We start from the raw sequence: 26,007 nt of genomic DNA, 5'->3' as shown, positions 1-26,007 counted from the left end.
TTAAATCCAGAGAAAAAAGAAGCAATGCGGGCGGCATAAAATTTAATTTGATGCGACAACTAACTTGAAAAACTCCGATACCGAGCGGCGAGAGAGGGGTTAAGCGGCTTAGATTAACTTTAATCTAGCCCTCAATCTCGCTCTAACAAAATAGCACCACTTTGGTTTTCGCCTAAGTGGTCATTTTTGTTATAAATAGGGCATTTACTCATAGATAAGCACCCACAGCCAATACACCCATCAACGCGATCACGCAAACGCTGCATATACGCTATTCGCTCGTCCAGCTGTGCTTGCCATTGCTTTGAAAGGGCTGCCCAGTCTTTTTGTGTGGGTGTGCGCTGATCAGGTAATGTTGCCAGTGTTTGTTTAATTTCATCAAGGGTTATTCCCATGGCTTGTGCGGCTTTTATTACCGCTATACGTCGCAGTACATCTTTTTTGTAACGGCGTTGATTCCCGCCATTTCGCCAGCTACGTATTAGTCCTTTTGTTTCGTAAAAATGCAGGGTTGATACTTTTACGCCGCTACGCTTTGCTACATAACCTACTGTTAAGTTGGCCTCAGTTAGTTTTTTTTGATCTGTTTGCATTATTTTTTAATTTCCGTTTGACCTCAATATAACTTGAGGTTTTAAGCTTCATTCAACATTAAAAAAGGAGCTAACTAAATGCAACAAAAACTTGAGCGTAGTACGGTTATTATTTATTCAAGCGCACGTAAAAATGGTAATACACAGGCGCACGTTAACGGATTTGCAGAGCAAAATAATGTGCGTGTAATATGTTTGGATGATTATAAAATAGCGCCGTACTGCTATAACAAAAACTATAAAAATGATGACTTTTACGCTGTGTTTGAAGCACTTTTAACGTATGACCATTGGGTGTTTGCTTCGCCAGTTTATTGGTACAGCACCACAGTACAAATGAAATTATTTATTGATAGAATAACCGATTACATGGACGATGAAGCATTAAAACATAAGCTTCGTAGTTTACGTAGTAAGCATTTTTCAGTGCTTTCGAATGCGTCATCAAGCGAAGCTCCCGCCTGTTTTGTCGAGCAGTTTAAAAATACGTTTAGCTATTTAGGCATGCAGTTTATTAACCATAGCCACAAAAGTACCCAAAAGGTTGCTTAAATTGCAGCCTTTTTTGGTTGTCTCTGGTAGTTTAGTAATACGCTTAAAAAACAAAGGATAGTTTAATGAAATATTTACTATGGTTAGTACTAATTTTTAGCCCGTTTATTAATGCTAATGAGCAACCAATTAAAGAGTTTGGGAATTATTACAATGTTCCTCAACATGATGAAATAAATAACTCTACGGTATTTAAAATAGCCTTTGATGTTGCAGATGGCGCTAAAAAAGGTGAGCAGAACAATTCAATGAACTCACTTGCACGTTTTATTAATATGCATGTAGCACACGGTGTAAAGCCAGATAACATTCAATTAGCGTTAGTTGTGCACGGTAGTGCAAGTGTTGATGTGTTAGCTAATAGCGAATATAAAAAACGTTTTGACGCTGACAATAAAAACCAAGCGTTAATTGAGCAGCTACTTGCTAATAACACTAAAGTGTATGTTTGCGGGCAATCGGCTACTCACTTTAAAGTAACGCCAGAGCTTTTAATTGATGGCGTAAAAATGTCACTTTCTGCGATGACAGCACATGCTCAGTTACAACAACAAGGTTATACACTTAACCCATTTTAATGACTCAAATGATAAAAAATATACTCTGCTTTGGTGATTCTAATACCTGGGGATTAAACTCTATAACGGGTAAACGCTTTGATGAAAATACCCGCTGGACATCGCTATTAGCTAAGAATTTAGAGTGTGCTTTTGCTATTATTGAGGCGGGGCAACCTAACCGCACGTTAGTGCATAACCCGCCTTTTGATGGTGTGCTGAGTGGTGTTAGCTATTTAAAGCCTTATTTAGAGGCGCATCGAATTGACTTTATTATTATTGCCCTTGGTACAAACGATCTTAAAAAACGTTTTAATTTAACTCCTAGTTTAATAGCAGATGGCTTGAATGATTTAATTAACTCAATACATAGTTATTATCAGAAAAGTAGTACTTTAAAATCACCTAAAATTATTATTGCTAGCCCACCTAAAATAAGAATTACCGAGCAGTATTCGCGTATTTATGAAGATGCAGATATAAAAGCAACAGAGCTCTCTAGTGCATTTAAAAGTGTTGCGGCTAATAATAAGTGCGCTTTTATTGATTTTAACTCGTTTATTAACATAACAGATGGTGATGGGATTCATTTTGATGATATCCAACATTTGGCAATAGGCTTTAAAATAACGCAATTGGTTCAAAACTCACTCAACAATTCTTGAATCTATCTATTTGAATTTAGTACGACTTATGTAATCATCTAAAAAAAAAGCGACATAAATTAACAACTTCGAGATGCTATGAAAAAGTACCAACAAAAATCTATTATAGCCATTTTAACCGGAGGGCTGGTATTTGTAGCTGGCTGTTTTATTTTGCTCAACTTTGCAGCTCAACAATTAACAGCACAAACAAAATCTGATGCTGAGTATATTCTCACTCATATAGAAGGTGCAATTGCAGAGAGGCGTCGAATACTTACCCCATTAAATAAGCTTGCGTTTAAACAGTGTGACAACACAACTCTTCTTGAGATGCGCCGCGCTTTATTTGATGCAAAATATGTAATTGATATAGGTTTTTTTAAAGGTAACCAGCTAGTTTGCACTACGGGTGCAGGCTTATTAAGTAAACCAATTAACGACAAACAGCCTGACTTTATTCGAGATGATGAACAGGTGAGGGTTCGTTTTGAGCCAGAGCTTTATCTATTATTGTTTAGTGAACGCCCTATGGAGGTAATTATAGTCAGGCAAGGGGACTATAATTTAATTATGCAGAGTACGCCTTTTACCAACATTGGAATTACTGCGCCAGATTGGGAAGTTATTTATAAAACACCAAATACTTTGCATCATTTAGCAGGTAAAGAAGGGCTGTATCAGCAGGTAAAAAGTAATATTTTTTTTCCTTACGAAACTAATTCAGTTTGTAGTTCTACAAGTAGTCAATATTGTGTAGTAGTGCGCTTACCTTGGAGTCTGTTTTTTTCTAATAATCACTTATTATTAATAATTTCGTTAATTTTAACGTGTTTAGCGGGCATATCGAGTGCGTTAATAGTTGATGCGAGAATTGCTGCACGCCGCTCTACCAATCAGCGTATTCGTAAAGGACTTAAAAAGGGGTCATTTTATTGGACTTACCAGCCCATTATTTGTTTGCAAAGTGGCAAGCTGATTGGTTGCGAGGTACTTGCACGTTTTGAAGATAAGTACGGTGTTTTATTTCCTGATGAGTTTATTCCGGTTATCAGAAAAAATAATTTAACATGGACTTTTACTGAAGCAATGATTGCAACGGCAATTAAAGAACTAACTTCTATAGAGGTATTGCCTGAAGGCTTTAAAGTGTCGCTTAATATATTTCCGTGTGATGTAGAGCTGGGTAATGTCTCGTTGTTGCCGCAAATTACAGAGCTTACCAACTCACGCTTTATTATTTGTTTAGAGATAACTGAAGACGAATACCTTGATACAAGTATCGCGCATGCTCATTTTAGAACCTTGGTTGAGTCGGGATTTAACTTATCATTAGATGATTTTGGTACGGGTTACTCAAATTTAAGAAACTTACAAAATTTGAGTTTTCATCAACTAAAAATTGACCGTACATTTGTACAAGATATAGCCACTGAGGGCTTAAAAGCCTCTATGATCCCAAATATTATGGAACTTGTGCATAAGTTTAATTATACCTGCGTAGCAGAAGGGATTGAAACTACAGAGCAAGAAGCTATTTTAAAAATGGCGGGAGTACATTTCGGACAAGGTTGGAAGTATGGCAAGGCCATGACCGCGTCTAAATTTAAAAATTACATAGCTAATCAACATTTTTAGATCTCAGCTGCCATACTAAGCGTATCGTTATGAAATTTAAAAATATTAGGTTTATTATGATCAAATTAATATTAAGTGCTTTTGCATTTTTACTACTTAGTGCATGTACAACACAATACCCAAACCAACAATTAACAGGTAAACAGTTTCCAAGCATTAGTGGCGAAAGCTTAGAACAAAATATGGTAAATATACCTAGCGACTTTAAAGCAGATAAAACACTACTGCTTATTGGTTACAAACAAGATAGCCAATTTGATATAGATCGTTGGTTAATTGGCTTAGACATGGCAGGCGTTAAGCTTCCTACTTACGAGCTACCTACTATTGCGGGCATGGCACCACGCATGTTCAGCACATTTATAGACAGCGGTATGCGCAAGGGCATCCCTAAAGAATTATGGGGTGGAGTAATCACTATTTATAAAGACGGTGAAGCGGTTCAAAAATTTACAGGTAATGAAAGCCCGAATAACTCACGTGTTGTACTTATTAATAGCAGTGGCGAAATTTTATATTTTTACGACCGTGGTTTTTCGGTTGATGCGCTGAATAAATTAAAAGCGAATATAGAATAATTGATCCTAAAAGTTAGTTTAGGCTAATGCATATTTAAGGCTTTATAAGTTACTAATCCGATCTGTTATTTATCTTATAAAAGCAGTTTTCAAAATGAAATAAATGATGGTTATATGCTGATTTTATTCGTCTTTATTTATTTTAGGATGAAATATAAGAATATCGCTTTAATACCAAAATCTGATTGTAAGTTGTATTTGGTTTCGGTAATGTGGGGTAAATGTTTCAAGGACGAAATTTATGCTAGATAAAAGCTCAGTATTTGTAAAAACAACATTTCAAACATCTTTTCACTCACATAATTACACCGCTATTTTAAGAACGCTTCAAGCATTGTTTAGTGATGTTAAAATGGATGATGCTGTGCCTAAAGCAGAACAGCGAACTAATTATGATTTGTTTTTAATCGATGGTGCTAAAAGCAAATGGCAAGACCTCATTCCTGCAGATCTTATTTGTTTAGCTAAACACTATAACGTTGTCATTTTTAATGTTGATAGAGAAGATGTATGCGAGCAAAACTTATTGCTTAACCATTTTAATGGCGTTTTTTATAAATCAGATGCACCAGAAGATATTTTCAAAGGATTACTTCGGGTTAATACTGGCGAGCTTTGGTTTACACGCAAAGTGATTTCAAAAGCATTTAACGATATTTTAGCCGTAGCATCATCGTTTAATAGCCTACACGACGACATCGAATTAAAGCAGGACGATTACGATCATTTAACAAAGCGTGAAAAGTCTGTTATTCATTTAATTGCACAAGGTGCGAGTAACCATACAATTGCTGATAAACTTAATATTAGTGACCATACTGTAAAAACACATCTTTATAGCGCGTTTAAAAAAACGAACTCACGCAATAGAGTAGAACTTGCTAATTGGGCTCAGCGCTATATATCAGTTTTGCTGCCAATGGCTAAATAAGAGTAAAGCCACCAAGATGTTATCTAGGTCAATTAAGTCAATTAAGTCAATTAAGTAAAATTTTATCCTCTAGATTCTTATAAAGTTCGGGTAAGGGAGTTATTTTCAACTAACTAGTCACATAACCTATAAAGGCTACAATATGTAGCCTTTAGTTAATTCAGGAACTCAGTTTACGCTGATTTTTTAGCCCATAAGCCTTTATCAATACCTTTTGTTATAAGATCTGTAAGCGCTTTTTCTATTGCTTGTGTTACACAAATACTCATAGGTTCGTTGTCGCTAAAGCCCGCTTCAGCTTCGGCTAAACGTTTGTAGCTCACGTATCTAAAAAATCCTGCACGCATTTCTTGGCTTAATACTTTTTTGCTGGTGGCTACACTTAGTAATACTTGCCCTGTTCGAACATCAACAGCACGTAGATATATTGAAATAGCATCTTCGCGATAAAGCTCAGAGGCGCCTATACCAAAGTACTCCATACCTAAACCACCTGTTTTTACATTGGTGTCGTAGCTTATAATACCGCCTTCTAAAATAATTTTGGCGGTGGTAAGCGGTGGTAAATCAGCTTGGTTAGGGCTATCGGCTTGACCTGCACGAATGATTTTTCGCTCAGTTAAAATATTTTGTAAACCCTCACGTTCTACTGGCGTAAACCAATCTGATTCGTGTAGTGCTTGGACAAGTATTGAGTTAGCACCTTGAGTAACAGCCGTCGAAAACGAGCTTACGTTAGTTTGTGGCTTATATTGCCCGGTTTGATCTCTAAATGAGTAAACCGATACAGGAATACTACCGACAGGTTTAGGTAGGTTTTTTAGATCCGCAAATAATTCAGTTGGCTCTAAGCTAATAGCTTTTTGCTGTGATGGTGGAATAAGATTTCCCAAACTTGCACAGCCGCTCAAACCCAGTAATGTTATTGTTATTAGTAGTTTATACATTATCCAAACCTCGGTACTTCAATTATTACAACAGAGTCATCTAATATATTTGTTATTTTTACGGTAATAGAATCGGTTGTGCTGGTTATAACTTCAATTTGATAATCACCACTCATAAAAATAGAGTCCTGATTAAAAAGGCTATCTTCTATGTCCTCACCAAATGCCATATCGGTAATTTCTCTTACCATGCGGTTTAAATAGGTGCGCTCTAAAGAATCTTGAAATTGTTCAGCGTAACCTTTTTCGATTACTGGCGCTTTATGCTTGTTTTGAGCTTGCGCTTTGCTCAGCAACATATTTGCGTTTAGTGGGTTTCCACCAAAGCTTGGGTTGATTGGGGTATAAATTATTTCAGTCGCTTGGGACGAAAAGCTTAATGTTGTTATTATTATAAGGGCTATTTTTTTCATTTTACCATCCATCTTTAGCCATATCAGGGGTTGATGCAGCCATGTTTGAGCGAGCCATTGCATCTATTACTGTATAAACAGCTTGCTCTACACGCTCATCAAGGGGTTCTAATCTGCGACCTAAATAAGTCGCGTAAACAAGCTGGTTATTCATTATTAAAGAAAGCTGTGTACCTGCTTTTGGTATTACGGTTTCTTTTATTTCTATATTAAAACCAGCCGTTGAGGGGAGATCTCGCCAATAGTTTGAAAATTCATAATAAAATTGATGACCAAAGCGGCTAATACTTCTATCTAGTAATAAGCCATCTATTTCTAGTTCATCAGCAGCATGAGTTGCCCCAGAAAAACATAGGAAGAGTGTGAGTAGGTAACTATTAAAGCTAATGTTTTTTTTCATAATTTAAAATGGGGAGAGGGTCGCCCTCCCCACCTCAATAATTACATTTGAGTAATTGTTGCTGTATTTCCATCACCCATTTGGGTAACAGATACAGTGCTGTTAAAGCCAATTACAGAGCCTTCAACAATGTTATCGTTACCAATTTGAGTAACACTAAACGATACGTTTTCACCGCCAACTAAAAATGCTGATTGTTCAACGCCAGTAACCCAGTTACCTTCGCCTGTTTGTGAAATATCAATACTATGGTTGTTGCCTTCAACCATCATATCAATAAGATTTAACATGCCATTTTGTGCAATATCAATTTGGTTATCGTTACTGTCTAAAATGCCTGCAAGTGTAACAATTGCTTCGTTTTGCGAGCCATTTTGGGTAATATCGATATCGTTATTATTAGATGTAAGTGATACATCGGGGTATGACGATTGCACTAGCATTGCATTTTCATCACCAGACTGAACCAAATCAACATCGTTACCTGTGCCATTAAAGTTAGCTAAATGAACCGAGTTTAAATCGCCCACTTGATTGGTCATAAACTCATTATCAGAGCCAATAACACCCATATAAGTTTCGTTTAAGTCACCCATTTGGATAGCAGTAACTTCGTTATTATCACCAATAATATCGGCAGTTGTTAAGTTTTCAGCGCCAACTTGTGTAGCAGAAACTTCGTTATTTGAGCCTTCAAACAAGTTAGATTCAATAGTATTCATTGATCCTTCTTGATCTAAATCTATTTCATTATCGTCGCCAATAACGGCTGCAAATGTTACTGCGTTTGTATTACCATCTTGTTCAATTGAAAGCTCATTAGCATCACCAGAAATAGAGCTAAATGTTGCTGTATTGCGATCCCCCAATTGCTCAACTTCAAGTTCATTTTCATTACCTTGAAGACTACTTACTTTGAACGTGCTCCAATATCCATCTTGTACTAAATCGAGAACATTTTCGTCGCCCGTAAGCATGGTTATTTCAGCTTCATGCCATTCACCTGTTTGTAGTGAGGAGATTTCATTTGCGTTTCCTTGCATATCCATGTTGTAGAACCAGTGGCCACCAGTGCCTTGTTCAACATCAATGATATTATCATCGCCAGTTACAATATTAATTGCTTCGTTATTTACAAAAAAGCCTTGGCCAAATTGCGAAACAAATAACATGTTATTATTGCCAGTCACCTCAGTAATAAAACCATTAGCAACACCATCTTGGGCGTATACTTGCGCGTTGTTATCGCCAATAGTTGTAACTTCACCGTAGTTTCCAGATTGAAGTTGAGAAACTTCAGTTTCATTGTTGTTACCTGTCGTAGTAACAAGCATGGTATTGCTGTCGCCGTCTTGAGTTAGTAGCGCAGTATTTTCATTAAAAGTTTGTGTTAGAGTCATCGAGTTTTCAATACTTGCTACAGAAACGTTAGTAGCAAGTTCTGAGTTTGATGCTGATTTGCTTGGCGTATCTGCATAAGAGGCAAAGCTAGTACCCATTGCAATTGCTACTGCGCAGCTTAAAAGTGATTTGTTCAACTTCATTATTTTCTCCTTGAAATATTAAAACCAAACACCTTAAATTTTATAGGTTTTATAAGGTATTTGCTGTGTCAGCATGCCGTGCCGATATAATGTTTTGTGATCCACCTGAAAAGCTCTAAAGTAAAATTTACGATGTCATTAATAATTATTACTAAGCGTTTTGTCATTATTCTTAACTTACGTTTAATAACTGTTAACTATTAAGTACCCAATTACTGTATTCCTCTAATGTCATTTCTTAAATCATCATTTTTTACCAATTATTTAGTTTTTATTTTTCAGTTGCTTATGAGGGTTTTTGGTTTTTTTTATTAATTTTATATAAAAAGCAGTAAAAATTAACGGCCCTGTATTAGGTAAGTTGTTGAGCGTTAATTTCATTAAAAGGTCTGTATTTAATGTTTTTTTAATACATTAACTGGTCAAAATAGTTGGTTTTTACAGCGTTTTCATTTTTTAGCTTGTTTAATGATTCGTTTGGTTGTTTCCTAAACATATGCCATGTGATCCCTTGTACTCGAAATAGTGAAAGAACGTGCTTAGAGCATCTAAGCTAACCCAACAAAACTATGGATAGAACAATGAAAACAAAATTATCTATTATTACTCTTGCTTTACTACCGTGTTTAGCTGCAGCAAAACTTCCTGATGTGGGTGTAAAGCAATCTGTAGCTGCTAGCAGTGATTCAATAATTGTTAAATATAAAAGTAATGCAACGAAAGAAATGCGTAAGCAGGCTCGTTCATTAGTTAAAGCTAAAATTACTGATATAAATAAAGATGAAATTGACGACAGTTATACGTCTTTACTTTCAGGGCGTTTAGCTAAGTTTAAAGTGTCGGGAATGAGTACTAAAGACGCTATTGCTCTTTTAAAGTCTCATCAAGCAATTGAATACGTAGAACCTGATTATCGTGTAAGTATAGCAAGCGCACCAAATGATCCTCGCTTTGACGAGCTTTGGGGCTTAAATAATGAAGGTCAGACTGGCGGTACAGCCGACGCTGACATTGATGCAGTCGAAGCATGGACGATTTCTACAGGTAGCCGAGATGTAGTTGTGGGTGTAATTGATACAGGTATTGATTATAGCCATAGTGATTTAGCGAGCAATATGTGGGTAAATACCTCTGAAATTGCAGGCGATGGTATCGATAATGACGGTAATGGCTTTATCGATGATATTCATGGTATTAATGCGATTACCGATAGCGGTGACCCTATGGATGATGAAGGTCACGGAACACATGTGTCTGGAACTATAGGTGCCAGTGGTAATAACTCTGTGGGAGTAGTGGGTGTAAATCATGAAGTATCACTTGTAGGTTGTAAGTTTTTAGATGCTGCGGGTAATGGTTCAACATCAGACGCTATTAAGTGTATTGATTATATGGTTGGCCTTAAAAATTCTGGAGTTAACCTACGCGTATTAAACAATAGCTGGGGCGGTGGTGGTTACAGCCAAGCATTAGCTGATGCTATAGACTCTAGCGAAGCCGCCGATTTACTATTTGTAGCTGCAGCGGGTAACGATACTATTGATAACGATGTTAACCCTCACTACCCATCAAACTATGAAAACGCGAGTGTGTTATCGGTTGCTAGTACGAATCAAACTGATGATATTTCGTGGTTTTCGCACTATGGTTTAACAAGTGTTGACATGGGCGCACCAGGCACAGCTATTTTATCTACTACACCGGGTGAAAGTTACGCGTCATACTCAGGTACTTCAATGGCAACCCCCCATGTTGCAGGTGCTGCAGCGTTAGTGTTATCGGTTAATCCTGAGCTAAGTACTCAAGAGCTTAAAGAACTACTAATGAGCTCTGGCGATGCGAATGCTGCGCTACAAGGTGTAACTGTTGCAGGTACTCGTCTTAATGTAAACCAGGCACTTATTGATGCCGATCCAACACCTGGCTTTAAAATTTCAGCCGATCCACTTACGCAACAAGTTGAGGCCGGCCAGGCTACATACTACACATTTACAATTGGCTCTATTGCTGAGTGGGATGAGGAAGTAACGCTTGAATTATCAACAACATTAGCTGGTGCTTACTTATCAGCAGTTACAGCGCGTCCTGGCGATGAAGTAAGACTTAACGTTGAAACAGACGTTGACACTCAGTGGGGTGATTACGAGCTAATGGTAACAGCTACGGCAGGTGATATTGTTAAGCAGCAATCAGTTGATTTAATGATTCAGCCTGTAGGATTAAACGACTTTACTTATAGCAGTAGTCAAAGCGTTGAAATTCCTGATAACTCACCAGTAGGGGCCGTATCAGTAATTAACATTGGCGATGATTTAACCGTATTTGGCACTACAGCAGATGTTGATATTTCTCATACTTACTCTGGCGACTTAGTGGTTAAGTTAGTATCTGCCCAAGGCACACAAGTAACACTACAAAGCAATGTAGGTGGTTCAGCAGATGATATTGTTAGAAGCTTTACGTCTGAATCATTTAACGGTGAAGTAGCTACCGGCGATTGGACACTACAAGTAGAAGATACTGCCGCAGCCGATACCGGCACAATTAATGGTTGGTCATTAACGCTAAGCGCTATTGGCGAAGTTAGCCCACAACCACCACGCGCAGATTTTGAGGCTGAAACACAAGGTCTAACAGTTAATTTTACGGACTCAAGTACTGATGCTAATAACGATATTACACAGTGGAGCTGGGACTTTGGTGATGGTGCAACATCATCTGATCAAAACCCTATGCATGTGTATGCAGCATCAGGTAATTACGATGTTGAACTAACTGTAACTGACAGTGAAGGCAATACAAGTACATCAACTCAAACGGTTGTAGTAAGTGATGTAGAGCTAGAACTGACCTTAAAGCGTGCTAATAAGTCTCGCCTTGATACTATGCGAGTAGATTTAAGTTGGGAAGAAGTTGGTGCTGAATCTCTAAGCGTATACCGTAACGGTGAGCTGGTAGATACAACATCAGATAGTGGTCGTTACCGTGATTACGTGCGTGGAGCTACGTTACCATCGTACGATTACCAATTATGTGTTACTGAAAATGTATGTTCTAACATCATTACGGTTTCATTTAACTAAGTAAACCACTACTCCTAAAGTGACCTTAAGCCCAGCATTGCTGGGCTTTTTTTGTTTAAGCTATTAGAGTTTATTTTGAATGGTATATCGGAACTAAACTTTTTTATACGGGTGTGTTTTAAGCCAGTGCTCGGCGATTTGCTCGCGCGTGGCAAACCAAACCTGCTCATGCGAGCGGGCATATTCTAAAAACCGCGCTAATGCTTTTATTCTTCCAGGTCTGCCAATTAAGCGGCAATGCAAACCTATCGACATCATTTTAGGGGAGTTTTCACCTTCTGGATCGCCTTCCTCGTAGAGCGTATCGAATGCATCTTTTAAGTAATTAAAAAATTGATCCCCTGCATTAAAGCCTTGAACAGCTGCAAAGCGCATGTCGTTTACATCAAGCGTGTAGGGCACTATTAACTGTGGTTTACCTTCTTTAATACTGTAAAAGGGCAGGTCGTCGCTGTAATCGTCGGCGTCATATAAAAATGTGCCATTTTCTACCACAAGGGCAGCAGTATTTGGGCTTGTCCGCCCGGTGTACCAGCCTGTGGGCTTTTTACCGGTAAGCGTTTGAATGATCTCAATGGCTTGTTGCATATGCTCGCGCTCAGTTTGTTTATCAATGTTTTGATAATTAATCCAGCGCAGGCCATGGCTTGCAATTTCGTAGCCTGCTTCAACAAAGGCTTTAGCTACATCGGGGTGGCGCTCAAGGGCCATCGCCACTGCAAAAATGGTGACCGGTATATCGTATTTTTTAAAGAGTTTAAGTAAACGCCATACACCTGCTCGCGAGCCATATTCGTAAATAGACTCCATGCTTATATGGCGGTCTTCTACATGCGGGGCACTGACTATTTCAGATAAAAATGTTTCGGCTGCTGCATCACCATGCAATACACAGTTTTCGCCGCCTTCTTCGTAATTTAATACCACTTGTACAGCTATACGGGCTTTATTGGGCCAATTTGCATGTGGTACATCAGGGCCATAACCAATTAAATCGCGCGGGTAGTTTTTAAATTGCTCGCTCATGTTATTGCTCCTTTTTAAGTGCTATGAGCCAAGAGCCTAGCGTTTCACGCTCTGCATCAGTCATTTTGGTCATATTAGCCAATGGCATATCTTTGGTTATAACCGCACGGGTATGAATAAGCGTGCTGGCTTTTTTTACATCATTAATAGAGTCGAGCTTAAAGCCAAGTGGCGCTGCTTGAAAAAGCTTTGATGTAGGTGTTTCACTGTGGCACTGGGTACAGTGCTTGCTGATTATATCCCACGCTTGTGCGTCGGTAATACTTGCTTGTAAAGGCGCGTTTTCGTCTGCATTTGTTGATGTACTGGGCCAAGGTGCTATTGCCAGCATGAGGGCAAAAAAGGCGGCAATACCACTTACAAGTACTGAAGGTTTATTAACGCCTTGATGTTTTAAGTTAAAGTAATGGCGTATCCACATGCCAATACCAAACAGCGCAATTAAAATAAGCCAGCCAAAGCTATGGCTGTAAGTATATGGAAAGTGATTGCTCAACATAATAAATACCACTGGTAACGTGGCGTAGTTATTATGAATAGAGCACAGCTTTGCCTTTAAACCCGGGAGCGATTCAGGAATACGGCCAGCTTCTACTTCGCTTACCATGTAGCGTTGCCCTGGCATAATAATATGGTACACATTGCCAACCATACAAGTACCAATAAGCGCACCTACATGAATATACACAGCGCGGTCACTAAATAGCTGATCGACCCCGTAAGTCCAAAGGGCCAATATTCCAATAACCACAGCAATAAATGCTTTACCGTTTTCTACGAGTGGGGTTTTACACAATAAACGATAAACACCATAACCTAAGCCAATAAAGCCAAGCGATGCACCAATAGCGGCAAATTTACTTAGCTCACTTTTGCTGTTATCGATTAGGTAAACATCGGCGCCAACATAATAAAGCAGGCTAAATAATAAAATACCGGTGATCCAAGTTGTGTAGGCTTCCCATTTAAACCAGTGCAGGGTATGCGGCATTTTTTCAGGGCCATTTTGATACTTAGCCACTTCGTAAAAGCCACCGCCGTGCACGGCCCATAAATCGCCTTTTATGCCTTTGTCTTGTTTCCACTGTGGCGGGGTTTGTAAGTTATTATCAAGCCACGCAAAATAAAATGACGCCCCAATCCACGCAATGCCTGCAATCACATGAAAATAACGCAGTACTAAATGGGCAAGCTCAAATAAATAGTTTTCCATTAGGTTAAGCCTCTTCTAATTGCGGTGTATGGGTAGCTGAAAACTGCTCTTTTTCATCGCGCTTATACACGCTTTTACCCATAATGTAGGTTTGTTCTATGCAGCGGTCATCGCCTAGCATCATCATGGCAAAAAGTTGCTCGTGCAGGGTTTTTGCATGGCCAATTCTGAATTTTAAAAACGAGGTGGCCGCGTAGTCCATTACAATAAAGTCGGCTTCACAGCCAATAGCAAAGCTACCTATGGTGCCTTCTAAATCAAGCGCTCGTGCACCGCCCAAAGTAGCTAGGTACATGCCTTTAAACGCGGAAAAGCGCTGGCCTTGTAATTGCTGAATTTTGTACGCTTCGTTACCTGTTTGTAGCATAGAAAAACTTGTGCCTGCGCCTACATCGGTACCCATGCCTACGTTAATACCGTGCTCTTCACAGGCTTTTAAGTTTAATAAGCCTGAGCCTAAAAATAAGTTAGAGGTAGGGCAGTGCGATATGGCCGCGTTGTTATCTGCAAGGCAGCAAAGCTCGCGCTCAGATAAATGAATACTATGGGCAAATACCGAGCGTTTACGCACCATTTTAGCTTGCTCGTACACGCCAAGGTAATCTTCGGCTTCAGGAAATAACCCTTTTACCCATTCGCACTCGTCTTTGTTTTCAGATAAGTGGGTATGCAGGTAGGTGTCGGGGTATTCTTCTAATAATTGAGTACATTTTTGTAGTTGCTCAGGGGTTGATGTAGGCGCAAAACGCGGTGTAACTGCGTAGCTTAATCTATCAACATTATGCCATTTTTCTATCAGTGCTTTTGATTGATCGTAACTGGTTTGCGCGCAATCTGATAAATCGTCAGGGCAGTTTCTATCCATCATTACCTTACCGGCAATCATACGTAAATTACGTTTTTGAGATTCGTTAAAAAACGCATCTACCGATTGCGGGTGCACAGTGCCAAATACCAATGCGGTAGTGGTGCCATTACGCAGTAGTTCGTCTAAAAAGCGATTAGATATGTCTTTTGAATAGTGCTCACAGGTAAACTTTTTCTCTGTCGGAAACGCGTATTCGGTGAGCCAGCTTAAAAGCTGCTCGCCATACGCGCCGACCATTTCGGTTTGAGGCAAGTGTATGTGCGTGTCTATCATGCCGGGCATAACCAGTTTGCCATCGTGGCGAATAATAGTGGCTGAGTTATCTAAGCTTGGCAGTATGTCTTGCTCGTAACCAAGTTTAATTACTTTGCCGTTTTGAATAACTAACGCGCCTTTTTCAAAATAGCGATGGGCGTTCTCGCCGGCTATGGCTGGGTCGTCAACAAAATCGAGTATGTTGGCACAAATTACGGTCATTTTATTATTGTTTTGCGTGCTCATTGTTAGCTGCCTCTGTACGTTGAGTAGCCAAATGGGCTAAGCAATAACGGAATGTGATGGTGTTTTTTGTCTTGTAATCTAAAGGTTATTTGCGCCTCTGGGTAAAACGCTGGCATTTCTTTATTTTGATAATAACTATCTAAATCAAACTCCATTTTGTAGGTTGCAAATTCTACGTCTGTATCTAGCCAGTCGGTAATTCGCCCATCAGTATCTGTTTTGCCTTGAGCAATTAAATGCCACTCGTTATTGCTCTGTACAAATAATTTTACTGCTACATTTGCAGCCGGTTTACCAGTGCTGGTATCGAGAATATGGGTAGTGATAGGGCTTTTTTTCATACTTTTATTCATAGCAATGACTCCAATCTTATTTTTGTTATTTTGGCTTGTTCGCCCGCGGCAATATTTAGCTCTGTACTGCGGGTGTTGTGTATGCGCTGCTCTATGAGTTCAAGCATTTGCTCGGCGCTTTTACCACTGGCACACACAATAAAAATAAAACCAAACGTGCTGAGGTACTCTTTATTAAGGGCAATCATTTTTTTAAGCACGGCTTCGTTTGCTTTGCTCATACCCGATTGCTCATGCCCCGCTTTTTGAGCAGTGGCGGCGTATTTTTTGCTAAGGGTTGATAAATCGCCTATTTGCGGGTGACCTTCAAAGGCTGCTAAATAGTCGCTTTCGCCCAGGCTATCCCATACGCTTTGCGCGCTTTGATATAGGTGCTCTTTATTTTTAAATGGCATGATATTTAGCATACCGCTTACCCAATTTGGTGCTGCGCAGCAGTGCTCTAAAGCTTGGTGAGCTTGCGCTGCATTTAAGTTATTAATTTTTAAGCTACTCATGCGCTTTCTTCCTCGTGCGTGGTGCTAATTAAGGCATTTTTAAGTACGCGCCATTGCAAGCCTTGGCGTTTTGGCGCTTGGGTTTGCATAGCCTGATAAAGGCCAATTAACTGCCCGCTAATTGATATTGCTACTTCCATAGGGAGCTTGCCCGTAATATTTTTAAGCCCAACAGGGCAGGCCATTTGCTTTATTTGCTCGGTAGTAAAATCGCGATGAGCTAAACGCTGTTTGAAGCGTTTTGCTTTAGTATCAGAGCCAATAACGCCCAGCCAATTGGCATCAGCGCGTTTAAAAATGGCTTGGGTGAGTGCAAAGTCGAGCTGGTGGTTATGGGTCAGTATTAAGTAATTGTTAGCTTTAGGTGCGCGTTTAACTTGCTCTGTTGGCTCTTCATCAACCACTTTTACTACGTTATTTGGAATAGCCTGTGGAAATACGTCTGCGCGGCTATCTATCCAGCGTATGCGCATAGGTAGTTGTGCCAATATACCAATAAGCGCTTGTGCTACATGGCCTGCGCCGTAAATGTCGAGGGTAAAGCGCTCGCATTGCATGCACTCAAGCATAACGGTGGCAGCTCCCCCGCAGCATTGGCCTAAATTTGCACCTAGGTTAAACTGCTCTATCACTTGGGCGGCTTCGCCTTTGGCAAGTAGTTCGCGGGCTTTTTCAATTACTACGTATTCAAGGTGACCACCGCCAAGGGTGTCGTAAATATGCTCGCCGCTTATTACCATTTTAGAGCCTGTGCCGCGTGGGGTTGAGCCATTTGTGCCAAGCACTGTGGCAATAACATAATTAGTGCCGCTTTGTTCGTGCTCGTTTATAGCCTGCGCCCAATTTTGAGTATGAAAACCCTGAAACGACTCATTTAAATTAGCCATTTTGATGCTCCTTAAACCAGCTAGCGGTTTGCTCAATTGCATTTAATACACGCTCAGGTGTAGCAGGCGTATCAAGTGGGGCGGTGTATTTGTAATCAGCCACACTGCTTATGGCGTTACGAATAGCGCTCCATACACTAAAGGCCAACATAAACGGCGGCTCGCCTACCGCTTTTGATCTAAATACGGTGGTTTCTGGATTGGCAGAGTTATATAAATTGACGTTAAATTCGGCGGGTGTATCGCCAATGGCTGGTATTTTGTAGTTAGCAGGACCAAAGCTTGCAAGCTGCCCTCTATCGTTCCATTGTAAGTCTTCGGTTGTTAGCCAACCCATGCCTTGTACAAAGGCGCCTTCAATTTGGCCTATATCAAGTGCTGGGTTAATTGAGCTTCCCACATCGTGCAAAATATCAACGCGTGTTACCGTGTTTTCGCCCGTAAGTGTATCTACCTCAACTTCACTCAGTGCTACGCCGTGAGCGTAGTAAAAAAACGGCCGGCCTTCGCCTTTAGCTCTATCGTAATGAATTTTAGGCGTGGCGTAATAACCGGTTGATGAAAGCGATATACGATTCATGTAAGCAAGGTTTGCAAGTTCACTAAAGCTAATTTCGCCTTTACTAAAGGTAATTAGGTTATCTTTAAATACAATAGTGTTGCTCTCAACTTCAAAGTGCTCGCTTATAAAGTTTATTAAGCGCTCTTTTATTGTGTTTACTGCATTTAGTGCAGCCATACCGTTTAAGTCGGTACCGCTTGAAGCCGCTGTTGGTGAGGTGTTTGGTACTTTGTCTGTACGGGTAGCGCTAATGCTTACCGCGTTAAAATCAACCCCAAAACCATGAGCCACAATTTGTGCAATTTTAGTGTTAAGCCCTTGGCCCATTTCGGTGCCGCCATGGTTTAAATGTATTGAGCCATCGCTATATACATGCACAAGTGCACCAGCTTGATTTAAGTGTTGTACAGTAAACGATATACCGTATTTAACCGGCGTCATCGCAAGGCCTTTTTTGATAATAGGCGACGATGCGTTAAATGCTTTAATAGCAGTTTTGCGTGCCCAGTAGTCACCCGACTCCTCAAGCTGGCTTATCATATCTATTAAAATATGTTGCTCTACGGTTTGATGATACGGCGTGGTGTCGCGGCCTTTTTTATATAAATTAAGTTTTCGGATTTCAAGCGGATCTTTACCTAATTTGGCTGCTATATCGTCCATTATTAGCTCGCCCATAATCATCCCTTGCGGGCCACCAAATCCTCTAAATGCGGTATGGCTTACGGTATTTACTTTACAGCGATTACCTTTAATTGTGGCGGCTGGGTAGTAGTAGGCGTTGTCGGCATGAAACATGGCGCGGTCTACAATTGCATCCGATAAATCGGGCGAGTAGCCACAAAATCCGTTTACGGTAATGTCGGCACCTTCTATTAAACCATATTCGTCAAAACCGACATGATAGTGGTTATAGAAAGGGTGGCGTTTACCGGTTAATTTAAAGTCGTCGCTACGGGCTAGGCGCATTTTAACTGCGCAGCCAAGGTAGTAAACCGCAAGGGCTGCAAGGCATGCCCATGGTGCGCCTTGAGTTTCTTTACCGCCAAAAGCACCGCCCATACGGCGGGTTTCTACGTTTACAAAGCTAAATGGCTTTTTTAAAATTTTGGCAACTAAGTGCTGCACCTCAGTAGGGTGCTGAGTTGAGCATTGCACATGAATCCCGCCGTCGTTATCGGGTTGGGCAAGTGCTATTTGGCCTTCTAAATAAAAATGTTCTTGCCCGCCTATGTGTATTTCGCCTTTAAGCTGGTGGGCTGCGTTATTAATTGCGTGCTCGCTGTTACCACGGTTAAGTGAATGAGGCGGCCTTACCCAATGCTCTTTTTTTATCGCTTCTTTAATATCAAGTATTGGCGTAGTTTGCTCGCACTCAATAACCACTAAGCGGGCCGCGCGGCGCGCTATTTCGTAGCTGTCGGCAACGATTACTAATACAGGTTGTCCGTGGTATTGAATTTCATGGCTGGTGAGTAATACATCACCAGGAAATACCGGGCCAATATCTAATTTACCCGGTACATCTTCGGCCGATAAAATGCGTTTAACGCCTTCAACTGCCAGTGCGTGACTAGTATCTATTGATTTAATAAAGCCGCTTGTAACAGGCGCAAGTACAGGGTAGGCATGTAGGCAACCGTAAGGCTCAGGGTTATCGTCGGCAAAATTTGCACTGCCACAAACTTGTTTAATAGCGCTTTCGTGATATTTAGATTGTCCAACGCTACCACCTTGGGCTTTTAGTTTATCCATTTCAAAGTGACGCATGTGAGATCCTCGTAATGGCAATGTTGTTATTGTTTTTACTGCTACTTGGCTGTGCATCGCAAAACTCAATTCCAATACGCTGTAGCAAATTTTTGCTTACCGTACTGCGGTAATGTGCGCTGCTGCGTACATCGCTCATGGGTGCAAAGTCATCGTTTAAAGCGGTAGCTGCATCTATGAAAGTGCTCACTTGTAATGATTGAGATATCAGCTTTTTCTCAATATGCTGCGCGCGTTTAGGAATAGCCGCCATCCCACCCATAGCGCAGCGAGCTTGAGTGATCATGTTTTGTGAATGCTCTATAGCAAGCACCAAGCAAACGGTAGATATATCGTCTTCAAATCGTTTTGATATTTTATGACATGCCAGTTTTAGTGACTCTGGACGCTTTGGGATGGTGAACTTACTAATTACTTCATCGCTTTTAAGAACCGTTTTTTTGTAATCAATAAAGTAGTCGGCAACTTTAATAGTGCGCGTGCCTGCGCTGCTCAATAAATCCATTGATGCATTAAGAGCGATTAAAAGGGGAGCTGGATCGCCAATTGGTGAGGCATTCCCTATGCTGCCACCCAGTGTGCCGCTGTTTCTTACTTGGCTTGATCCTAAGCGTTCAAATAGCTCTTTTGACTCAGGGTAATGGTTATAAAATGCCTCAACAAATTGGCTATAAGGTAGTGCTGCACCAATATGTAACTCACCGTTATTATCTGCCAAGGTACAAAGCTCCTTTACTTGGCTAAGGGAGATAATTACATCCGGTAAGAGCATGTTTTGGCTAAGCTCAATGGCAAAGTCGGTGCCACCAGCAACTAAATGTGCATAAGGATAAAGCGCTTTTAGCTCAACAAGTTGTTGGGCAGTTTGTGGTAAATAGAACTTGCGAGGACCATTTTTTAAAAATGGAACATCGTCATCATATTGCGTATTAAGTGACGCTTTAAATTTTGCGGCCATTGTTGAGTACGGTTCAGCTTTACGCTCATAGCTATAGGCTTTTTCGGCTGCAAGTAATATTGGGCTATAGCCTGTACAACGACATAAGTTACCGCCAAGTGCATGAATAACCGCTTTTTTACCGGGGTACGTAGGCTCATTAATATAAAGAGCCAACAAACTCATTATTATACCAGGCGTACAAAAACCACATTGCGAACCATGGCACTCTACCAGCGCGCGCTGCACAGGGTGTAAATCGGTTAAATTTGGGTATAAACCAGTAGTCACAGTTTCTACTGTTACTATATGTTTTGCATGCGCATTACCTAATAACAGTAAGCAACTGTTCATTGTTTTGTATTGCCAGCTAGCTTGCCCGTTTGCATTTATACGCTCTTCACCCACTAAAATAGTGCACGCGCCACAGTCGCCAGTTGCACAACCTTCTTTGGTGCCCATTTTCCCTTTTTTGGTGCGAAGCCAGTCCAAAATGGTGAGACTTGGCGAACATTCTTGTATTTCAATTGGCGTGTTATTTAATAAAAATTGAATCACACAGACCCCCTTAATTTTTATAAAGCCCTGATACATAAAGGCTTGGCATATGTTTTTTCTTGTTGTTTGCGCACGGGTAAGAAAAATACTTTTTAATCTTGGTAAGTATATTGCAGTTACCATGCCATTGTTGACCGCTCGGTCAGCTGGTTGTTGTTAGTATGCTTATTAACTTAATAAGCACTGAAAAGGTGTTAATAATGAATAATAAATACCGCCTTACTATGCAGGGAATGACAAAGAAGTATCCCGGATGTATAGCCAATAACGGCGTAACCTTAAAAATTAAGCATGGGGAAGTGCATGCCTTATTAGGTGAAAACGGTGCCGGTAAAAGCACACTAATGAAAATGCTTTATGGTGTGGTTAAACCTGACCAAGGGGACATGTTTTTTAATGGCCGCATAATGAATATAAAAGAGCCTGCTGATGCGCGTGATTTAGGCATTGGAATGGTGTTTCAGCATTTTTCGTTATTTGAAACACTTACGGTTGCCCAAAATATTGAACTAGCGTTAGGTGATTTAGCAGGGCATAGCAGCACGCTTGCGGGTCGAATTACAAAAACATCAACACGTTATGGTATGCCATTAGATCCACACAGATTGGTTTCAACACTTTCAACTGGCGAACGCCAACGAGTAGAAATCGTGCGGTGTTTGTTATTAGATATTCAACTACTTATTTTAGACGAGCCCACCTCAGTCCTTACCCCACAAGAAGTCTATGCATTATTTAAAACTCTAAAATCACTTAAAAAAGAAGGCTGCTCCGTGCTGTTTATTAGCCACAAACTGCACGAAGTGATTGAGTTATGTGACAGTGCGACCATTTTGCGAGGCGGAAAAGTAAGTGGGCATTGTATTCCTAAAAACGAAACTAGTGAGTCAATTGCTAGGCTAATGGTAGGCGACAACACGCCAATTAGTAACCAAACCCGCAGAGCCTTGGGGACGGCTGACTTTTTAACCGTTAATAGTTTAACCACCGCGGCACAAGCGTTATTTGAAACACCCCTTAAAAACATTAACTTTGCAGTACAGCAAGGTGAAATAGTGGGCATTGCAGGTGTTGCTGGCAACGGGCAAGAAGAGTTATTAAAAGTGCTTTCGGGGGAGCAAATTCAAGCAAGTAGCCGTGCCATTAAATTTAAAAACACTGTTGTTGATGCATTGTCGCCCCTTAAAAGGCGCCGCCTTGGACTTGCATGTGTTCCAGAGGATAGGCTTGGGCGAGGAGCCGTGCCCACTATGGATTTAGCGCAAAATACACTGCTGACTAGTTTTGATAGTGGACTAGTTAAAAATGGCTTTTTAGTAAAACAAAAAATTACCGAGCTTGCTAATAAAATCATAACAAAATACAAGGTTAAAACGCCAAGTTTTCGCACTCATGCAGCTAGCCTTTCAGGTGGTAATTTACAAAAATTTATTATTGGTCGCGAGGTAGAGCAAAGCCCAAAACTACTCGTTATGTCGCATCCTACTTGGGGAGTAGATATAGGCGCACAAGTGGCGATACATGAAGCTATTTTAAAGCTTCGCGACGAAGGGTGTGCGGTACTCGTTATTTCAGAAGATTTAGATGAACTTTATAAGATTTGCGACCGCATTGGCGCAATTTGCGATGGAAAACTGTCTCCTATTTTAAACACCGATACCGTACCGCTTGTGCAGTTAGGACAGTGGATGGCTGGCGATTTTAGTGACGACCTTAATAATCTGCCTACATTACAAACATCAAAAGGGGCTCTAGCATGATTAAGTTAGAACCACGTGTTCAGCGCTCGCCGGCTTGGAGTTATTTCTCTCCTGTCTTGGCTATCTTACTCACATTAATAACCGGTTACGTGGTGTTTGCCTTATTAGGGCATGACCCGCTAAATGCCTTATATACATTGCTTATAGCACCTGTTGCCGATTGGTATGGTGTAACTGAGCTACTTGTAATGACCATTCCTATTTTGCTATGCGCCTATGGTTTAGCGCTTTGTTATAGAGCATCGGTTTGGAATATAGGCGCAGAAGGGCAACTGCTTATTGGTGGTGTATGTGCAAGTGCTGTAGCCGTTAACTTTGTTGACTCATCAAGTGCTTTTGCAATGCCACTAACATTACTTGCGGGTATTGCTGGTGGCATGTTGTGGGCGGGGCTTGCTGCTTTTATGAAGCTGCGTTTAAACACTAATGAAATTTTAGTCACCATAATGCTCAACTACATAGCAGTAAATGTATTGCTGTGGGCTGTTCATGGGCCACTCAAAGATCCTCACGGTTATAACTTTCCTGAAAGCGCATTGTTTGGCGATAGCACGTTATTGCCTGTTTTATTCGACGGTACTCGATTGCACTTAGGCCTAGCGTTTGCGTTATTAGCGCTATGCGCCACTTGGGTGTTTATTAGTAAAACCTTTATAGGCTTTCAAATACAAGTACTTGGGCTTGATGCATCCGCTGCCAAAATGGCGGGTTACAAGCGAGCATTATTAATTACGGGAGTGTTAGTTATTAGCGGTGGCTTAGCGGGGCTTGCTGGTGCGGGCGAAGTAGCAGGGCCTATTGGACAGCTGGTTCCACAAATATCACCTGGTTATGGCTATGCCGCCATTATTGTTGCTTTTTTAGGGCGGTTGCATCCAGTAGGAATTACGTTTGCGGGCTTACTTATGGGGCTTATTTATATGGGAGGTGAGCTTGCGCAAATTAACATGGGATTACCAAACGCCATTACCGGTATTTTTCAGGGGTTAATGTTGTTTTATTTACTCTCGTGCGATGTGCTTATTACTTATCGCCTTAGATTTTCGCTGCCATTTAAACAACAAAAAGCGCAGCCAATACATATTGCACAGGAGTCTTAAATTATGGATTTTGATGTAATTACTAATATTTTATACGCCACTATTCGTACAGGCACCCCCTTATTGCTGGTGGCGCTGGGTGAAATGGTATGCGAAAAAAGCGGCACCTTAAATTTAGGGCAAGAAGGCATGATGCTTTTAGGCGCGGTGGCAGGGTTTATAACCATGTACCAATGCGACAACCTATTTATTGGTTTTACGGTAGCAGCTTTGGTTGGTGTTATGGCCTCACTTATTTTCGCTTTTGTAGCGCTTAATTTAAATGCTAGCCAAGTGGCTGCAGGTTTGGCGCTGACTATTTTTGGTACTGGCCTTTCGGCATTTTTAGGTGCCGACTATGAAGGAAAAACGATTAATGCCTTACCTACATTAGCAATAGCTGGGTTTGAGCATATTCCGGTTTTAGGCAAGGCGCTATTTTCGCAAGACGCCATTGTGTATTTAAGTTGGAGTTTAGTGCTTGGTGCGTATTTGTTTTTTAAATACCACAGAGCAGGGCTTGCAGTACGGGCTATTGGTGAAAACCCAAGTGTGGGTAATAACTTAGGTTTACCTGTAATGCGTACACGTTATTTAGCCGTTATGTTTGGCGGCGCACTAGCTGGTATTGCGGGCGCTTACTTGTCGTTGGCTTATACACCACTTTGGACTCAAAACATGACGGCAGGGCGAGGTTGGATAGCCCTTGCGCTGGTGGTATTTGCAAGCTGGCGTATTGAGCGCGTAATGCTAGGCGCTTATTTATTTGGCTTTGCCAGCATTATGCACTTAGTTGCACAAGCGTTCGGTTTAGCGGTTGATTCTAACTTATTAGCCATGCTGCCTTATGGTGCAACACTTATTGTATTGATTATGCTCAGTAAAAATAAACAAAAGCTAAAAATGTACGAACCCATGTGGTTAGGTAAACCTTGGCACAAGGGTCATTAAATTGATTACAAAATCAATAAGGTAAATTACCTGCTTCAACAGGATATTAAAAATATAACACGGAGAATAACAATGAAAAAACTTATAACAACACTCGGGGTTGCATTGAGCTTGTGCATAAGCGCATCAGCTATTGCAAAAGATAACGTAAAAGTAGGCTTTGTATATGTAAGTCCAATTGGTGAGGCCGGTTGGACGTATACACACGATGTAAGCCGGCAGTACCTAGAAGACAAATTTGGCGACAAAATAGAAACTACTTTTGTTGAAAGCGTACCAGAAGGAGCCGATGCTGAGCGTGTTATTACGCAACTAGCCAAAAGCGGGCACGATCTAATATTTACAACGTCGTTTGGCTACATGAACCCAACACTTAAAGTGGCTAAACGGTTTCCTAATGTAAAGTTTGAGCATGCTACAGGCTATAAACGCGCAAAAAACGTAAGCACTTACTTTGATCGCATTTACGAAGGACGCTACCTAACAGGTGTTATTGCAGGGCACATGAGTAAAACCGACAGTATTGGGTATATTGCTGCGTTTCCTATTCCGGAGGTAATACGCGGTATAAATGCATTTACGCTTGGGCTGCGCTCAGTAAAGCCTAATGCAAAAGTAAAAGTAGTGTGGGTTAATAGCTGGTTTGATCCGGGTAAAGAGCGAGAAGCTGCCGATAGCCTTATAGATCAAGGCGTTGATATTATAACTCAACATACTGATTCGCCTGCACCATTGCAAGCAGCTGAAGCCGCTGGTATTTACGCTATTGGCTACCACTCAGATATGAGCGGATACGGAAAAAAAGCACATTTAACGGCGGCGGTTCATCATTGGGATGAATTTTACGAAGACCGTGTAAAACAGGTACTTGACGATAAATGGCAATCGCAAGATATATGGAAAGGTATAGGCTCAGGGATGACTCGCTTAGCGCCGCTAAGTAAAGACATTCCAAGTGATGTTGTGAGTGAAGTGAACGCGATTTCAGACAAAATTGGTAAAGGTGAATTCCATCCATTTAATGGCCCTATAAAAAATCAGCAAGGTGAGCTGGTTATTGAGGCGGGTAAAACAATAGACGACAAAACGTTGTTGGGTATGGACTTTTATGTTGAGGGCGTTGAAGGGCAGCTTAAATAAGCCGTTAACGCAATAACAATGAGTT

General features: G+C 40.7%; 24 protein-coding genes. 11 read left to right on the top strand and 13 right to left on the bottom strand.

From position 1 onward, the window contains the following. Positions 1–131: 131 nt before the first annotated feature. Entirely contained in the window at positions 132–593 is a 462-nt protein-coding gene (gene soxR / locus WNY79_RS02390) for a redox-sensitive transcriptional activator SoxR (RefSeq protein ID WP_024598518.1), read from the bottom strand. Between the two features lie 78 nt (positions 594–671). Here soxR and WNY79_RS02385 point away from each other — a divergent pair, with 78 nt between their 5' ends. From WNY79_RS02385 to WNY79_RS02360, 6 genes are all read left to right on the top strand, one after another. Next, positions 672–1,145: a flavodoxin family protein gene (locus WNY79_RS02385; RefSeq protein ID WP_342875013.1), complete on the top strand. Its 474-nt coding sequence runs from the start codon at positions 672–674 to the stop codon at positions 1,143–1,145. A gap of 65 nt (positions 1,146–1,210) precedes the next feature. Next, positions 1,211–1,723, top strand: a complete 513-nt coding sequence (locus tag WNY79_RS02380; RefSeq protein ID WP_342875012.1) for a DsrE family protein — start codon at positions 1,211–1,213, stop codon at positions 1,721–1,723. Positions 1,724–1,731: 8 nt separating this feature from the next. Next, positions 1,732–2,367 (top strand): SGNH/GDSL hydrolase family protein, encoded by a 636-nt coding sequence (locus WNY79_RS02375; RefSeq protein WP_342875011.1) that lies wholly within the window; start codon positions 1,732–1,734, stop codon positions 2,365–2,367. 78 nt (positions 2,368–2,445) lie between these two features. Beyond that, positions 2,446–3,984, top strand: a complete 1,539-nt coding sequence (locus tag WNY79_RS02370; protein ID WP_342875010.1) for an EAL domain-containing protein — start codon at positions 2,446–2,448, stop codon at positions 3,982–3,984. Between the two features lie 56 nt (positions 3,985–4,040). Then, positions 4,041–4,562 (top strand): hypothetical protein, encoded by a 522-nt coding sequence (locus tag WNY79_RS02365; protein ID WP_342875009.1) that lies wholly within the window; start codon positions 4,041–4,043, stop codon positions 4,560–4,562. Positions 4,563–4,803: 241 nt separating this feature from the next. Beyond that, positions 4,804–5,493, top strand: a complete 690-nt coding sequence (locus tag WNY79_RS02360) for a response regulator transcription factor (protein WP_170071234.1) — start codon at positions 4,804–4,806, stop codon at positions 5,491–5,493. 173 nt (positions 5,494–5,666) lie between these two features. Here the strand turns inward: WNY79_RS02360 and WNY79_RS02355 are convergent, their stop codons facing one another. The 4 genes from WNY79_RS02355 to WNY79_RS02340 are packed head-to-tail and all read right to left on the bottom strand — an operon-like array spanning position 5,667 to position 8,797. After that, a complete protein-coding gene (locus WNY79_RS02355) occupies positions 5,667–6,440 on the bottom strand; it encodes a CsgG/HfaB family protein (RefSeq protein WP_342875008.1) in 774 nt (257 codons plus the stop codon). After that, the gene (locus WNY79_RS02350; protein WP_024598529.1) at positions 6,440–6,865 is read right to left on the bottom strand and encodes a curli assembly protein CsgF; all 426 of its coding nucleotides are present in this window, start codon (positions 6,863–6,865) and stop codon (positions 6,440–6,442) included. The genes WNY79_RS02355 and WNY79_RS02350 overlap by 1 nt, the downstream gene beginning before the upstream one ends. Next, positions 6,855–7,253: a curli production assembly/transport protein CsgE gene (locus tag WNY79_RS02345; protein WP_024598530.1), complete on the bottom strand. Its 399-nt coding sequence runs from the start codon at positions 7,251–7,253 to the stop codon at positions 6,855–6,857. The genes WNY79_RS02350 and WNY79_RS02345 overlap by 11 nt, the downstream gene beginning before the upstream one ends. Before the next feature lie 41 nt (positions 7,254–7,294). After that, positions 7,295–8,797 carry a curlin gene (locus WNY79_RS02340; RefSeq protein WP_342875007.1) on the bottom strand — a complete coding sequence of 501 codons (1,503 nt, stop codon included), beginning with the start codon at positions 8,795–8,797 and terminating at the stop codon, positions 7,295–7,297. Positions 8,798–9,378: 581 nt separating this feature from the next. Here WNY79_RS02340 and WNY79_RS02335 point away from each other — a divergent pair. After that, positions 9,379–11,880, top strand: coding sequence for a S8 family serine peptidase (locus tag WNY79_RS02335; RefSeq protein WP_342875006.1), 2,502 nt, complete (start codon positions 9,379–9,381; stop codon positions 11,878–11,880). A gap of 93 nt (positions 11,881–11,973) precedes the next feature. On the opposite strand, the gene puuE is transcribed toward WNY79_RS02335, so the two are convergent. Genes puuE through xdhA form a run of 8 tightly spaced genes read right to left on the bottom strand, consistent with a single transcriptional unit; the run spans position 11,974 to position 21,052 of the window. After that, positions 11,974–12,906 (bottom strand): allantoinase PuuE, encoded by a 933-nt coding sequence (gene puuE, locus WNY79_RS02330; RefSeq protein ID WP_342875005.1) that lies wholly within the window; start codon positions 12,904–12,906, stop codon positions 11,974–11,976. 1 nt (position 12,907) lies between these two features. After that, a complete protein-coding gene (locus tag WNY79_RS02325) occupies positions 12,908–14,119 on the bottom strand; it encodes a urate hydroxylase PuuD (protein WP_342875004.1) in 1,212 nt (403 codons plus the stop codon). A 4-nt stretch (positions 14,120–14,123) separates the two neighbouring features. Further along, positions 14,124–15,488: a guanine deaminase gene (gene guaD, locus WNY79_RS02320; protein WP_342875003.1), complete on the bottom strand. Its 1,365-nt coding sequence runs from the start codon at positions 15,486–15,488 to the stop codon at positions 14,124–14,126. A gap of 2 nt (positions 15,489–15,490) precedes the next feature. Further along, positions 15,491–15,841: a hydroxyisourate hydrolase gene (gene uraH, locus WNY79_RS02315; protein ID WP_342875002.1), complete on the bottom strand. Its 351-nt coding sequence runs from the start codon at positions 15,839–15,841 to the stop codon at positions 15,491–15,493. Then, complete coding sequence (uraD, locus tag WNY79_RS02310; RefSeq protein WP_024599736.1) at positions 15,838–16,338, bottom strand: 2-oxo-4-hydroxy-4-carboxy-5-ureidoimidazoline decarboxylase; 501 nt, start codon at positions 16,336–16,338, stop codon at positions 15,838–15,840. The genes uraH and uraD overlap by 4 nt, the downstream gene beginning before the upstream one ends. Next, on the bottom strand, positions 16,335–17,225 hold the full coding sequence (gene xdhC / locus WNY79_RS02305; protein WP_342875001.1) for a xanthine dehydrogenase accessory protein XdhC: 891 nt from the start codon (positions 17,223–17,225) through the stop codon (positions 16,335–16,337). Before xdhC ends, uraD begins: the two co-directional genes overlap by 4 nt. Then, complete coding sequence (gene xdhB, locus WNY79_RS02300) at positions 17,218–19,557, bottom strand: xanthine dehydrogenase molybdopterin binding subunit (protein ID WP_342875000.1); 2,340 nt, start codon at positions 19,555–19,557, stop codon at positions 17,218–17,220. The genes xdhC and xdhB overlap by 8 nt, the downstream gene beginning before the upstream one ends. Then, positions 19,544–21,052 carry a xanthine dehydrogenase small subunit gene (xdhA, locus tag WNY79_RS02295; protein WP_342874999.1) on the bottom strand — a complete coding sequence of 503 codons (1,509 nt, stop codon included), beginning with the start codon at positions 21,050–21,052 and terminating at the stop codon, positions 19,544–19,546. The genes xdhB and xdhA overlap by 14 nt, the downstream gene beginning before the upstream one ends. A 200-nt stretch (positions 21,053–21,252) precedes the next feature. Between xdhA and WNY79_RS02290 the strand changes: the two genes are divergently transcribed. From WNY79_RS02290 to WNY79_RS02275, 4 genes are all read left to right on the top strand, one after another. Beyond that, positions 21,253–22,812, top strand: coding sequence for an ABC transporter ATP-binding protein (locus tag WNY79_RS02290; RefSeq protein WP_342874998.1), 1,560 nt, complete (start codon positions 21,253–21,255; stop codon positions 22,810–22,812). Then, positions 22,809–23,912: an ABC transporter permease gene (locus WNY79_RS02285; RefSeq protein ID WP_076924306.1), complete on the top strand. Its 1,104-nt coding sequence runs from the start codon at positions 22,809–22,811 to the stop codon at positions 23,910–23,912. Before WNY79_RS02290 ends, WNY79_RS02285 begins: the two co-directional genes overlap by 4 nt. Before the next feature lie 3 nt (positions 23,913–23,915). Continuing rightward, on the top strand, positions 23,916–24,842 hold the full coding sequence (locus WNY79_RS02280) for an ABC transporter permease (RefSeq protein ID WP_342874997.1): 927 nt from the start codon (positions 23,916–23,918) through the stop codon (positions 24,840–24,842). A 72-nt stretch (positions 24,843–24,914) separates the two neighbouring features. Beyond that, positions 24,915–25,982 carry a BMP family ABC transporter substrate-binding protein gene (locus WNY79_RS02275; protein ID WP_342874996.1) on the top strand — a complete coding sequence of 356 codons (1,068 nt, stop codon included), beginning with the start codon at positions 24,915–24,917 and terminating at the stop codon, positions 25,980–25,982. Positions 25,983–26,007: the final 25 nt, after the last annotated feature.

The organism is Pseudoalteromonas sp. AS84 (assembly GCF_038900255.1).
In the GTDB taxonomy this organism is placed as follows: Bacteria; Pseudomonadota; Gammaproteobacteria; order Enterobacterales; family Alteromonadaceae; genus Pseudoalteromonas.
This window is presented reverse-complemented; position numbering and strand designations above follow the sequence as displayed.